The following is a 13809-nucleotide window of genomic DNA, read 5'->3' as shown; positions in this document are numbered from 1 at the left end:
AAAACTAGCATTGCCTGTACGCCAAGAGTTGGCCTTACAGGCCTCGCTGCCATTCATGCCGCAGAGGGATCATCCCCTGTAATGCCTGTTCGACCAGAGCGAGTAACATGGCTTTATCTTTGCTTAATACCCCTTTGAGCACCAAATAGTTTGAGGCATGATCAGAGCGAAAAATGGTTTTGTCTAACTCAAGATGGCTCAGCAAGGTGTGCATTTCACGCAGTAGCCCCAACTGATCGGGCAGCTCAAAATGCCCGTCAAATCGACTGTCCATTCTCTGCGTCCCCAAAGGTAAGGTCATCACTAAGGTGGACAAATAGTCTGGCTGCGCCGCATTCATCAATTTAGCCGAGTTAACCGCATGCTGTTGAGAAAGCGTCACCCCGCCCAAACCATTTAATATCATGACTGACGATTTCATACCGGCGCGACGTATTTTGCTCAATGCCATCAGTGATGATTCGAAGGTTTCGCCTTTTTCAATATGCGCTAACACTTGGTCATCGCCACTTTCACAGCCCACATACAATAGGCTCAACCCCAACGACTTAAGCCGAGCGAGTTGCTCATCGGTCTTATTAGTAAGGTTACGCGGCAGACAATAACTGCTTATCCTAGTGACTTGAGGTAAGTGTTCACGGATCAACAAACAGATCGCCTCTAAACGTTTAAAGGGCAGTGCCATTGCATCACCATCGGCAAGAAAAACCCGTGATACCGCGACACCACTTTGCTTTACTTTAAGGATATCAGCTTCAATCAGCTCGAGTTTTTGCGCCTTAAACTGCTTTTGCGGTGCAGTATACATGTCGCAAAAACTGCACCGATTCCAACTACAGCCATTGGTCACTTGTAAAATTAATGATTTCCACTCTGACGGTGGTCGAAACACTGGTTCGATATAATGGAGCATCTTACGGCCTCAAAAAACGGGATAAAACGTGAGCAATTTCATAATTACTCAATCTAGTCGCATGATCTTGCACCGACTTTGATCTCGTGCAATTTTCACACAGCCAATTCACTTTAAACTGCTCAAATCGACCCATTGGTCGATAGTGACAACCGCCATCAGAAGGGGCTGCACTGGATGAATTAATTGGCTGCATCAGCCTTCATACGTAAAGATAATAACATGCAAATAGCACAACAACTGCAAGACAGGCGAAGGACTAGCCTGCATCATGATGAACATTGGAACTCTATGAGCGCAGAGCAAAAAATGGCCCTTTATAACCTGCTGCGGTTTGGTTATCGACTGTTGTTTGTTCGCCATTTGCCTTCGGGTCCGTTAGCGATTATCGCGCAGCAGCACCAACTATCGACCATAGATAGCCGCGGTGAAGTTGACGACAATCCAAGGATCCGACTTCGAGACTAAGGCTTATTATTCAATATGCCTTTAGCGCCTGTGGCGTTTATCTCAAAAAAAGGAGCACCATCAAGGTGCTCCTTTTTTATGGCTGGCCATTATGCTGGCGGCTTAGCTTAATAGCATATCGATATGGGGTATACCGTCTTCGAGATACACATCCGAGACAGGGGTGAAGCCCATGCGTTGATAAAAACCACTGAGATAGTGCTGCGCACCGATTTGGATATTGGTCTGTGGCCATTGCGCTTGAGCAATGGCTATCGCCCTGTGCATTAGTGGCTCTGCAAGCCCGGCTCCACGCGCGCTACTTGCGACCACCACTCGACCAATACTGCTATCGGCATAACTCACGCCCGGCGCTAAAATACGGGCATAAGCCACCAGCGCACCATGTTCATCAACCCCTAACAGATGGCGAGTCTGGGCCAGAGTGTCTTTGCCATCGAGCTCGGGATAAGGGCAATGCTGCTCTACCACAAACACATCGACCCTGAGCTTAATTAGCTCATATAACTGCGTAACATTGAGCTGTGAAAACCCATAATCTTGCCACTGCACCACTGACTCCAACCACTTGATTAAATGATTAGACAGTCTACCCATTATCAACCTAATGGAGCAATCATATTTATCGCGTCATCGACTCGAAGATAGTCGTTACTAAGGCTCAACTTGGTTTTTTTAGGGGGGTTATCATCGCCAACCCCCAGCCACCATTCATCATGCCGCCAAGAGCAAACAACCTAGCAATAGTGATACTTAGCGCTGTTTTGATAAATTCATTATCCAAGTCTGCAAAAATGCCAATAAAACTGCTAACATTGGGCCAATTTTTTTAGCTTAAAGAGATAGATCAAGATGGGAAGAGCATACCAAAATCGCAAAGAATCTATGGCCAAAACGGCTGGGCAAAAAACTAGACTCTACTCTCGCTACGGCAAAGAGCTCTATGTTTGCGCAAAAAATGGTGGTTTCGATCCAGATGGCAACTTAGCACTGCGTCAAATGATCGCTAAGGCTAAAAAAGATCAGGTTCCGGCTCACGTGATAGATCGTGCCATCGAAAAAGCCCGTGGCGGCGGAGGTGAGGACTATGAAACAGCTCGCTATGAAGGCTTCGGCCCGGGTGGTGCCATGGTCATCGTCGACTGTTTAACCGATAACGGCAAACGTACCTTCACCGAGGTGAGACAAGCCTTTGTTAAAAATGACGCCAAGTTAGGCGGCCCTGGCACGGTTGGTCATATGTTTGATCACCAAGCGGTATTTGTCTTTAAAGGTGACGATGAAGAAGCCATTTTAGAGCTGCTGATGATGGCAGATGTGGATGTGAGCGATATTGAAGTCGAAGACGGCATGGTCAGTGTTTTTGCTCCGCATACCGAATTTTTCAAGGCCAAAACCGCCTTAAACGAAGCACTACCCGATATCGAATTTGAAGTGGAAGAGATCACTTTCGTGCCGCAAACCATGACCGAGGTGACCGATCCTGAAGTGATCGCGCAATTCGAGAAGTTTCTAGCGGCGCTAGAAGATTGTGACGACGTGCAAAACGTCTACCACAATGCGGAATTTGCAAACTAACTGGTTGATTTATTAAATAGCGACGGCGGCTTTAATTTGAGCAACTCAATTCAAAGCCGCTTGATTTTTTCACCACCTACAGTAGTTAACCCACAAGCTGTTTTCAGCAAAGACTCATCACTCTTAATGGGTAAATAATCTATCCATATTACCCCTAACTAAATTAATTCTGGTTCATATCTCCCTATTGTTAATGTCTCAGACTTAAGACTGACAACGAAGTGTGTCTATAATGTATCTATATACGTCGTTCACTTCGCCTAGCGGCGTGAATTAACTCTTTTACACTCACTCTACACATGATGAACAGGTGATCTATGAAGTATTCTACATCGTTAATGGCCATCGCACTGACCAGCGTCCTCACCGCTTGTGGCGGCAGCGATAGCAATGACACCCCTGATGCCCCCCTGTCAGGCAGCTTCAGTCTAGGGGTATCGGATAATCCTGCCGATGCCCAAATTGTCAATATCGCCTTTAAACAGGTCGTGCTCAAAGGTAATGGGCAGTCACTGTCGTTTGATGTATCAGATAACGGCGACCTCAAAATGGTCGACTTACTTACCGTTCAAGGCCAAGAGATGGCCACATTAGTCAGTGGCCAATCGGTTCCCGTCGGTGAATACCAAATGTGTATTTACATGAAAAACAGTCAAGTCGCCGATACCAATAGCTCCTACGTGAAAACCATGGACGGGACTGACGCAGGGCTAGTCACCAATAGTAATGGTAGTTGCGGTGGCGTAGGTGCCGATGACCCCGATACTGGCCGACTGTTTTTTAATAAGGCTTTTACTATCGCCGCCGGTAATAATCTGTTTGTTGCCGAGTTTAACTTAGCTAAAGGCATACAAGCTCCTCATGGCAATAAGGCATACTGGACACTCAAACCTACCTCGGTGCAACTGGTTAATAATGCCGAGGTGGGCGCCATTAGCGGTCAAATTAGTCTCGATACTGTGACAGCATGTGAAACCGATGCTGGGGGCTCAGAGTTTAGCCAAGCAGTCTATCTATACCCAGCAGAAACTGCACTGACTGACATGGTCGATTTCCGCCCAGATGCCGATATCACGCCACCTCAAGTGGCACCAATTGCCTCCTCACGAGTGCAACCAATACTGGATGACACCGAAACGCTTATCGGTTACCAATATGAGTTTGGCTTTGTCGCTGCAGACACTTACAGCTTGGGTTACACCTGTTTAGCCCAACATGATGATCCAGAATCAAGCAACGACGCAGACGACCCACAAGCTCCTTTCGTAATTCATGCCGATGAACAGAATGTCAGCGTTACCAAGGCTGCGGTAACCGAACGCAATATCCCTATGGATTTTGTCCCAGCCAACTAATTTAAGCGCTCAGCTTTACCCCACAAAAAAGGCACTCATTGAGTGCCTTTTTAATTATCTCCTGCGAGTAAGATTCAGGTGAAGCTTTAAATTAAGTTCTATGAGCAACAATCACGGCGCCACCAATTTTTAGGCAACTTTTCCAGCAACACCTTCAACATTAAGATTGCTAGCACAACGCCAGAGGTATAGACAATAGGCGCTGGCAACAGGCTGTGCTGCTCACCCACTTGCGGCATCACCTCAAAGCCAAAGGTATCGACAAGATAATTTACTATCATCCCAGAGACTAAGGCGACACCGAGTACGCCGCCCAAATAACCATACAAGGCGCGCTTACCCAGCTCTTTAGTGACCACGCCCAAGGTGGCGATATTCGTCGCAGGGCCTGCGAGCATAAACACCAATACCGCGCCGGGTGACACCCCGGCAAGTAATAGTCCTGCAGCAATCGGCGTCGATGCCGTAGCGCAGATATACATAGGCACAGAGATCAGTACCATCACCAGCATGGCAAGCAGGCCATCACCCCATTTCGCCATAAAATCGCCAGGGACATAAGTTTGTACCAAGGCCGCAAAGAACAAGCCAACCAGCAGCCAGATGGTGGTATCACGCACTAAGTCGGTTGCGGCATAATGCAGCCCTTTGCCCATTCTGGCGATCACCGAGGTGCCTTTTAGGTCACTGGCCATATCTTGGGTCGATTCGCAGCAACTGTCAGCTTCAGGGGCTTTGTTTGCCGTGCTGCAACAGCTCGATGCAGACTCGACTTTAACGGTAGCCTTATCACGACAACAGCTGGCGCTGGCAGCGACTGGCTTAAGGCGAGCCACTTGCGTCGTGCCTTGAGGCGACATTGCCATCATGCGCCTACTTTCACCTAATGGGCGCATGACGAGCGACTTATCCCCTTGGCTAGCACCACCGCCACTTTTTACGGGCGTTGCGGCTTTGCTACTGCAACAAGACGCCACCACGACCTCGGCTTTATTACTGCTACAGCAGCTCGCGGTTGCCGCGTCCTTGTCTGACACTGAGGTTGCAGGCGCTACTTGGTCATCATCGCGGCCAACTAACAAGCCTGCCACAATGGCGCTGGCAATAGCGGCAATCGGTCTGACAATCGCCATAAATGGCCCAAGCAAGACATAAGATACGCTGACAGAATCGATACCCGTTTCTGGGGTCGAGACTAAAAATGAGGTGGTCGCCGCTTTTGACGCGCCAGAGCGACGCAGCCCTACTGCGGCAGGGATCACGCCACAAGAACATAAGGGTAAAGGCGCGCCCAGCACCGCCGCCTTAACGGTGGTTTTAAAGCCATGGCCACCGAGCTGCTGTTGCATCCACGCCATGGGCACAAACATCTTTAACATACCCGCCAACACTAATCCCAGTAGCAACCAAGGGGCTGACTCTAAAAACAGATCGATAAAATGACTTAATAACATAACTAGCCCTTACGCTTACAGCTTGCTTTATTTGGGTTATCTTGATGCTGATGAGTATGGTTTTCAGGCTTTACTTCAGCAGAGTTTGATTCTAGCGCTTCTAATATTGAACAATGTTCGGCACTTTCAGGGCCGCCACAACAGGCATCGGACAAGCGCTTAAGCGACACCTGAAAATGATTAAGCTCGGCGATTTTTGCGCTCACCTGAGCTAACTTGATATCCACCATCCCTTTGACATCGGCGCACGCCCAATTGGACTTATCCAAGTCAATCGACAACAGCTCAGCGATTTCCGCCAGCGTGAACCCCACCGCTTTGGCCCGCAAGATAAAACGTAACCGCTCAGCGTCTTGTTCGGTGTACATGCGATAACCCGCTTCGGTTCGCATCGAAGGCGATAACAAACCATGTTTTTCATAAAACCGCAGGGTGTCGGCCTTCACCTCACACTGCTTTGCTAGTTCACCTATTCGATACATGCTTCATCCAAATCGCTTGGGATCATAGTCAATACCCCTGAGTATAAACCTTAGAGTTAAATCTAAGGTCAAGGGTTATTATGCGTATTTACAATCAAGATGCTTGTTCGCTTACGCGTATTGTGAAATCGTGCAGAAAAAAACAGCATGGCACACCATTTTACGATAAAATACGCGCGCCGCGATGGACAGTAACAATAGATTGAGGGACTTTTGGAAAGCAGAGCAAGGCACTAACTAAAGCCTTGTATTGTTTTCCGAAAGATCCTTAAAAATAACTACTGGACCCTGTACCCAAAATGAATAATGCCAGACCTATTCGTCGCGCGCTGTTAAGCGTTTCTGATAAAACCGGAATCCTCGAGTTTGCCAAAGCCTTGCATGCTCAAGGTGTTGAGCTGCTCTCTACTGGCGGCACCGCTGCCCTACTTGCAGACAACGGTGTGCCTGTCATTGAAGTCTCTGACTACACAGGTCATGCAGAGATCATGGACGGGCGCGTAAAAACCTTGCACCCCAAAGTGCACGGCGGCATCTTAGCACGCCGTGGTATCGATGAGCTGGTCATGGAACAAAATGCCATCAAGCCCATCGACTTAGTTGCCGTTAACCTCTACCCCTTTGCCAATACCGTTGCCCAAGAAGGCTGCACCCTAGCCGATGCGGTAGAAAATATCGATATTGGCGGCCCCACCATGGTGCGCTCGACCGCTAAAAACCACAAAGACACCACGATTGTTGTCAACGCGTGCGACTACGACCGCGTGATTGCCGAGATGCAAGTCAATAACGGTAGCACCACGCTTGAAACCCGTTTCGATTTAGCCATCGCCGCATTTGAGCACACCGCGGCCTATGACGGCATGATTGCCAACTACTTCGGTACTATGGTGCCAGCCCACAGCACCGATGAGTGCCACGCTGATTCTAAGTTCCCGCGCACTTACAACACCCAACTGGTGAAGAAACAAGATCTTCGCTATGGCGAGAACAGCCATCAGAGCGCGGCGTTCTATGTGGATCTGAATATCGACGAAGCTTCAGTCGCTAGCGCAGTACAGCTACAAGGTAAGGCGCTGTCCTACAACAATATCGCCGACACCGACGCGGCTCTTGAGTGCGTTAAAGAGTTTGACGAACCCGCCTGCGTTATCGTTAAGCACGCTAACCCATGCGGCGTGGCGATTGGTAGCGATCTGCTCGATGCTTATAACCGCGCGTATCAAACCGACCCAACCTCAGCCTTTGGTGGCATTATCGCCTTTAATGGCGAGCTCGACGCCGCCACCGCGAGCGCGATTGTTGAACGTCAGTTTGTGGAAGTGATCATCGCCCCAAGCGTGAGCCAAGCCGCACGTGAGGTGGTTGCCGCTAAAGCCAATGTGCGCCTGCTAGAGTGCGGCCAGTGGAACACTAAGACCACCAGCCTAGACTACAAGCGTGTCAACGGTGGTTTGCTGCTGCAAGACCGTGACCAAGGCATGGTGAGCCAAGCCGATGTTAAGGTTGTTTCGAAGCGTCAGCCGACCGAAGCGGAAATGAAAGATCTGATGTTCTGCTGGAAAGTGGCTAAGTTTGTTAAATCGAACGCCATTGTCTATGCCAAAAACAGCATGACCATTGGTGTAGGCGCCGGCCAAATGAGCCGCGTCTACAGCGCTAAAGTGGCGGGTATTAAAGCCGCCGACGAAAACCTCGAAGTGGTAGGCTCTGTCATGGCATCGGATGCGTTTTTCCCCTTCCGCGATGGTATTGATGCCGCAGCAGCCGCAGGGATCAGCTGTATCATCCAGCCAGGCGGGTCGATTCGTGATGAAGAGATCATCAACGCTGCCGATGAGCACGGCATGGCGATGGTGTTTACAGGTATGCGTCACTTCCGTCATTAATTTGTTGGCGCGAATTAAGTTAAAAACGACTTAATTCGCGGATTAACCACATTCATTTTTAACGTTTAGCGCAAGCCATTTTCTCTAGGTCAAAGCAAGCAGGCGCACTGTTATAGGTAAGGATATACCCATACACAGGCATGCTTGATACAGAGAGAGGAAATGGCGCAGCTATAAAAGGTAAAGACATGAAAGTATTGATTATTGGTGGCGGCGGACGTGAACATGCATTAGCGTGGAAAGCCGCTCAATCAGCACACGTTGACACCGTCTTCGTTGCACCAGGTAACGCAGGCACGGCTTTAGAGCCTAAACTAGAAAACGTCGCCATTAACGTTGAAGAGATTAGCGCACTAGTCGAGTTTGCTCAGTCCAATAACATTGAGCTCACCATCGTTGGCCCAGAAGTCCCCTTGTCTTTGGGGGTTGTCGATGCCTTTAACGAAGCGGGTTTAGCGATTTTTGGCCCCACGAAAGGCGCAGCGCAGCTCGAATCCTCTAAAGCCTTCACGAAAGATTTCTTAGCCCGCCACAACATTCCAACTGCGGCCTATGCCAACTTTACCGAGATTGAACCCGCCAAAGCGTATGTGGCTAACGTCACCGCCAATACTGGCTACCCAATCGTCATCAAGGCCGATGGTTTAGCGGCAGGTAAAGGGGTGATTATCGCCCAAGACCAAAACGAAGCCGATGCCGCCATTGAAGATATGCTCGCAGGCAATATGTTTGGTGAAGCAGGCTCACGTGTCGTTATCGAAGAGTTTTTAAAGGGGGAAGAAGCCAGCTTTATCGTGATGGTCGATGGGCAAAACATTCTGGCTATGGCCACCAGCCAAGATCATAAGGCCCGTGACAATGGCGATTATGGCCCGAACACTGGCGGTATGGGTGCCTATTCTCCCGCGCCGGTGGTGACCCAAGCGGTGCACGACTGGACCATCGCTAATGTTATCCGTCCAACCGTCGATGGCATGGCCGCTGAAGGCAATGTCTACACAGGTTTCCTTTATGCAGGCCTAATGATCTCACCCGATGGCAGCGCTAAGGTGCTTGAATACAACTGCCGTTTTGGCGATCCAGAAACTCAACCTATCATGATGCGCCTTAAATCAGATTTAGTTGAGCTTTGCTTAGCCGCTACCCGTGGTGAACTAAACCAAGTGACTGCCGAGTTTGATGCGCGCGCCGCCGTTGGCGTAGTCATGGCTGCCGGTGGTTACCCCGATGCGTACCGTAAGCATGATGTCATTGAAGGCTTAAGCCTTGGTGATAATAACGCCAAAGTGTTCCATGCCGGCACTTGTATGCAAGAGGGAAAAGTGGTCACCAATGGGGGGCGCGTGCTATGCGCTACCGCACTGGGCAATACCGTTACCGAGGCACAACGTGCTGCATACGCCTTAGTGGATACCATCCATTGGGACGATGTGTATTTTCGTACCGATATTGCTTATCGCGCCATTGCTCGCGAAAGCTAACCCTAAGCTAGCATAATAAAAAACCGGCCATGGCCGGTTTTTTATTATCCACTCGCTCGCTGATAAACAATTAACAAACGTGAACTAGTTCACACATGAATATTGTTACCAAGTGCACTATATTCACTTGAGCGTTTTCAACTAAATCAGGGAAGCATGATGACATATACAATTGGCGATCTTATCTATAATGGCGAAAGAGCTGGCGTACATCACTGGAACACCCTTGCTGGTACGGCCTTTTATTGGCATCCTGACTGGCTACATATTGCAGAAGACATGACAGGCTTAAGGTCGACCACACCAGTGGTCGCGAGCGATGATGATGCGGCCACCCAAGCCGATGCCGAGCGCGCCATCATCAAACATTTAAACGAGCAGGAGTAAATCCCTCTCTCACGTGAGCGATAAAAAGGTTAATGGCCCGCGGCGATCGCTTTTTTGGCAATCTTATCGATAAGCTTAGGCGCGAATAGACGCAGCCAACGACCGACTCGCCCGCGCATTGAGGTGATCATCATACGTCTACGCTGAGCAATGGCAGGTAACATCATCTGCGCACATTGCTCGGCGCTAATAATTTTAGACTCCTGCATTGGGCTACGCCCCAGTGGCGCGCCTTGGCCATCGAGTGCCCGCTTATGGATTTCTGACACCACAAAATCGGGACAAATCACAGTCACCGCCACATTGTCATCGGCTAACTCAATACGCAGTGAGTCAAAAAAGCCCATCACCGCATGCTTAGATGCACTGTAACCACTGCGGGTTGGCACGCCCGTCAAGCCTGCCACAGAAGAGATCACCACCACTTGCCCTTGGCTGGCTTTTAAATGGGGTAACGCACTGTGGGTTAAATAGGCGGGGCCGAGATAATTGACCGTCATCACCTTGGCAAGAATGGTCAAATTCTCTAACTCATCGAAGCGTGACCACATAGTCATGCCCGCATTGTTAACCACAATATCGAGATGACCAAAATGGCTAATGGCACTATCGACGATATGTTGGCAACTGTCGGGTGAGCTAATATCGGCGCTGATCACCAAGGGGGTGTGATGACTCATCTGGGCTAACTCTTGTGCCAGTGAATCAAGCCGGGCTTGATTGCGGGCGGTTAATACTAATTTACACCCCAATGGCGCCATGGCTTTGGCCAATGCACGCCCTATTCCTTCAGAGGCGCCGGTAATGATCACCACTTTATCTGTCAATCCTTGCATCTTTGCTCTCCCTACCCGTTAACCACTTAAGCGACATAGACTAAGCTCACACAGATAGCAGCAAAGCACAAGCATCACACCTTAACGCCCCTGTGCTGCGGCCTCTTGGATTAGCTGTAATTGTGGGTGCGAATCAAGATAGGTCTCTAGGCTCTGAGGCCGGCCAATGGCATAACCTTGCGCATAGTTAATGCCGATAGACTCTAGCCTGTCGATGATCGCTTCATTTTCGACAAACTCGGCGACCGTCTCTATGCCCATGACTCGGCACACATCATGAATCGATTTGACGATGGCATAATCTTTGGCATTTGTGGCCAACGTTTTGATAAAGCAGCCGTCGATTTTCACATAGTTCACCGGCAGCTCGCGCAGATAACCATAGGAGGCGAAGCCGGTACCAAAATCGTCGAGCGCAAATGCAAAGCCTTGTTTGCGTAGGCGGTTCAGCATTTCCATCGCCCGATCGCGATTTTGAATCGCGCTGGTTTCAGTGATCTCAAAGCAGATGCAACGGCTCGGTATAGCAAAATGCTGCAGCTGCGCGATGATATAATCGACCATGCCTTCGGCGCCTAAACTGTTGCCCGATAGATTGATAGATAAACAGTGATCATGCCATAGCGCTTCGTGGGAAGATAACCACAAGAAGGTTTTGCGGATCACCTCTTTATCAACCTCAGTCATCAACTTAAAGCGCTCTGCGGCCTCAATAAACTGCGCTGGCGGCAAGATCCGCCCACAAGGCTCTTGGATCCGCAGCAGGATCTCCATGCGTTTATGTTGGCCGTTGCCATTAATGCCTTTAATCGGCTGATAATAGAGAATTAACTCATTATGTTCGATCGCCTGGGCTATTCTTACCGCCCACTTGGGTGCATTACGCTGGTAGGTTAATTCTTTATCTTTGTTGTCATAAAAATGCACCTGATTACTGCCTTTACGTTTAGCCGCAATGCAGGCAATATCGGCATCTTTGAGCAACTCAAGCGGTAAAATATAGGGCGAGTGTGCCACCGCGACCCCAGCACTTATCCCCACGCGATATTGGCATCCTTGATGCTCCATCACCTGTTTGGCCACATTATCCATAATGCGCTTCACTTGCTGGGCCACATGCAGAAGGGTGTTATCTTTAAGGGCCAAGCCAAATTCATCGCCGCCCAGTCGCGCCAGTAAGGCATGGCCAGTCAGACTCGATTGTATTGCCTTGGCAACCATCTTAAGCATGACATCGCCTTGGTTATGACCACAGGAATCGTTGATCAACTTAAATTGCTCAAGATCGAAATAGCACATTGCCAGTACCTTGGCATCATCGGCAAAGTTCACTAAGCGTTCTTCAAAGGCGCTACGATTTAATAACGCGGTCACACCATCAAAGTTAGCTCTGCGCCTTAATTGATGTTTCAGCAACTCCTCTTGGGTGATGTCCCTCAGCACAATCACTGTGCCAATCACCTGATTTTGCGGATCGCGCAAAGTGTTAATGCTACGCTCCATAATCTTGCTCTTGTCATTACAAGATTTAACCTTGCTCAGTAAGGGTTGACTCACACCACTTTGCATTAATTTAAACAAGGTATTACTAATCTGTTTATCCGACTTAAACAGCTGCTCGATGCTCACCCCGACAGCGGCGCTAGACTCACACTGCAGTAAGCGCTCAGCCTGTGGATTAAGATAAATCGCCTTGGCCGACACGTCGGTTAAAATCACCGCCTCGGCAATCGCCTCTAAGGTGGTTTTTGAGCGCTCTTTTTGCTGAAAAATACGGGCCATCAAATGATTGACCTGCTCGGCGATCCCCGTCAACTCCTCGCAGCCATCACCTCGCAGCGGCACATAAGCCTTAGCAGCAGGATCGATACTGGCTAATTCGGTTAACAGGCGCCGAAAAGGGCTCACTAAGCCGATCCTAAGCCATAAAAATCCCACCAAGAATAGTAGACCGCTCAAGCCGATGACACCATAAAGCAACAGGGTCGGTTGTTGAGGAATATCGGTAAATACGCCCTCGGAAAGGGTTATTGATAAATGCAGAGAGTCATCATCAAGTAGGCCGGGCACGTCCAGTTGGTGTGACAGGGTGGCATAGTTTGGTATAAGACCAGTGGCTTTGCCACGCCCAAGTTGCAGGTGACTCAAGCCATCGTTAACTTGATAGCGGTTTAACAGACTAACATCAACCCCTCTCACAAAGACGATAGATAAGCTCGGATCAACCGGAGCCACACTGACAATAAAGCCCTTATCCGCTTGTAAATAAAACCCCGTCTTCGCCTGAGTTAGCTCAAACAATGAGGCGGGTAATATACTGGAGTCGAAATGCGATATCGCAGCCACGCTCGCGGCAAAGGCAGTTGCTTTATCCTGCTCTAAATAAAACAGACTACGATGCTCGGCTAGTCCACTATTAAGCCAAGCTTGCTCAAAACGCTGGCGACTAGCATGATCCAATGCCGAAATGGGTACACCATAAATCTGGGTAAATAATGCTAAACGCTTAAGCTCAGTATCGATAAGTCTGGCGATGTTGTTAAATTCAGCATCGATGGAGGCACGCTTAAGTTGCTCGACACGATTATCAAACCATAAATTAAGAGAAAAAGTGATGGCGATGATGGCGGGTAAGCAAAATCCTACAACAAAAACCACTAATTTTTTGCTAATACGCATCGGTCTACAACCATCCTGTGTTTATTCATCATCGCATCAATACCAATGCGGCAGGCAAAATACCCTATTTAGCCAATGGATTAAATAGCTTTTCGCACTGCCAATCCAAAAGTATTCATAACGACAGTATTGGTATAAAACTGTTGCCTTAAAGCATAGAACTCATCTCAACACACATAGGCAAAGAGTGATGCTGTTTACGCTAACGTATTGATGCTTGCCATCTCTCCTGACTAAGACGGGATAACCAAGCTCAATGAGCCTGTTAAAATTAAAAAAGCCCGTTA

At 48.9% G+C, this 13809-nt stretch carries 12 protein-coding genes; 6 read left to right on the top strand and 6 right to left on the bottom strand.

Annotated features, from left to right (window positions below; translation table 11 throughout):
* Nucleotides 1–34: 34 nt before the first annotated feature.
* Nucleotides 35–913: a radical SAM protein gene (locus tag AC5YB1_RS03770; RefSeq protein ID WP_494520774.1), complete on the bottom strand. Its 879-nt coding sequence runs from the start codon at nt 911–913 to the stop codon at nt 35–37.
* Nucleotides 914–1135: 222 nt separating this feature from the next.
* Between AC5YB1_RS03770 and AC5YB1_RS03765 the strand changes: the two genes are divergently transcribed.
* The gene (locus tag AC5YB1_RS03765) at nt 1136–1381 is read left to right on the top strand and encodes a hypothetical protein (protein WP_110457033.1); all 246 of its coding nucleotides are present in this window, start codon (nt 1136–1138) and stop codon (nt 1379–1381) included.
* A 102-nt stretch (nt 1382–1483) separates the two neighbouring features.
* Here AC5YB1_RS03765 and AC5YB1_RS03760 read toward each other — a convergent pair whose 3' ends face one another.
* On the bottom strand, nt 1484–1933 hold the full coding sequence (locus AC5YB1_RS03760) for a GNAT family N-acetyltransferase (protein WP_494521572.1): 450 nt from the start codon (nt 1931–1933) through the stop codon (nt 1484–1486).
* A 300-nt stretch (nt 1934–2233) separates the two neighbouring features.
* Here AC5YB1_RS03760 and AC5YB1_RS03755 point away from each other — a divergent pair, with 300 nt between their 5' ends.
* Both AC5YB1_RS03755 and AC5YB1_RS03750 read left to right on the top strand, forming a co-directional pair.
* Nucleotides 2234–2959: a YebC/PmpR family DNA-binding transcriptional regulator gene (locus tag AC5YB1_RS03755; protein WP_494520773.1), complete on the top strand. Its 726-nt coding sequence runs from the start codon at nt 2234–2236 to the stop codon at nt 2957–2959.
* 317 nt (nt 2960–3276) lie between these two features.
* The gene (locus AC5YB1_RS03750; protein WP_475515015.1) at nt 3277–4314 is read left to right on the top strand and encodes a DUF4382 domain-containing protein; all 1038 of its coding nucleotides are present in this window, start codon (nt 3277–3279) and stop codon (nt 4312–4314) included.
* A 98-nt stretch (nt 4315–4412) separates the two neighbouring features.
* Here AC5YB1_RS03750 and AC5YB1_RS03745 read toward each other — a convergent pair whose 3' ends face one another.
* A complete protein-coding gene (locus tag AC5YB1_RS03745) occupies nt 4413–5768 on the bottom strand; it encodes an SO_0444 family Cu/Zn efflux transporter (protein WP_494520772.1) in 1356 nt (451 codons plus the stop codon).
* Nucleotides 5769–5770: 2 nt separating this feature from the next.
* Nucleotides 5771–6250: a Zn(2+)-responsive transcriptional regulator gene (zntR, locus tag AC5YB1_RS03740; RefSeq protein WP_475515017.1), complete on the bottom strand. Its 480-nt coding sequence runs from the start codon at nt 6248–6250 to the stop codon at nt 5771–5773.
* Between the two features lie 299 nt (nt 6251–6549).
* Between zntR and purH the strand changes: the two genes are divergently transcribed.
* The 3 genes from purH (at nt 6550) to AC5YB1_RS03725 (ending at nt 10007) form a co-directional block, all read left to right on the top strand.
* Nucleotides 6550–8139: a bifunctional phosphoribosylaminoimidazolecarboxamide formyltransferase/IMP cyclohydrolase gene (gene purH, locus AC5YB1_RS03735; RefSeq protein WP_494520771.1), complete on the top strand. Its 1590-nt coding sequence runs from the start codon at nt 6550–6552 to the stop codon at nt 8137–8139.
* Nucleotides 8140–8327: 188 nt separating this feature from the next.
* Nucleotides 8328–9620 (top strand): phosphoribosylamine--glycine ligase, encoded by a 1293-nt coding sequence (gene purD / locus AC5YB1_RS03730; RefSeq protein ID WP_494520770.1) that lies wholly within the window; start codon nt 8328–8330, stop codon nt 9618–9620.
* A 159-nt stretch (nt 9621–9779) separates the two neighbouring features.
* Nucleotides 9780–10007 (top strand): hypothetical protein, encoded by a 228-nt coding sequence (locus AC5YB1_RS03725; RefSeq protein WP_475517053.1) that lies wholly within the window; start codon nt 9780–9782, stop codon nt 10005–10007.
* 29 nt (nt 10008–10036) lie between these two features.
* Here the strand turns inward: AC5YB1_RS03725 and AC5YB1_RS03720 are convergent, their stop codons facing one another.
* Nucleotides 10037–10843, bottom strand: coding sequence for an SDR family oxidoreductase (locus tag AC5YB1_RS03720; protein ID WP_475515020.1), 807 nt, complete (start codon nt 10841–10843; stop codon nt 10037–10039).
* 81 nt (nt 10844–10924) lie between these two features.
* Nucleotides 10925–13522: a putative bifunctional diguanylate cyclase/phosphodiesterase gene (locus AC5YB1_RS03715; protein WP_494520769.1), complete on the bottom strand. Its 2598-nt coding sequence runs from the start codon at nt 13520–13522 to the stop codon at nt 10925–10927.
* Nucleotides 13523–13809 lie beyond the last annotated feature (287 nt).

The sequence above is a fragment of the Shewanella sp. 433 genome (genome assembly GCF_059338565.1).
The sequence above is the reverse complement of the archived record's forward strand: the minus strand, read 5'-3'. Positions and strand labels throughout refer to the sequence as shown.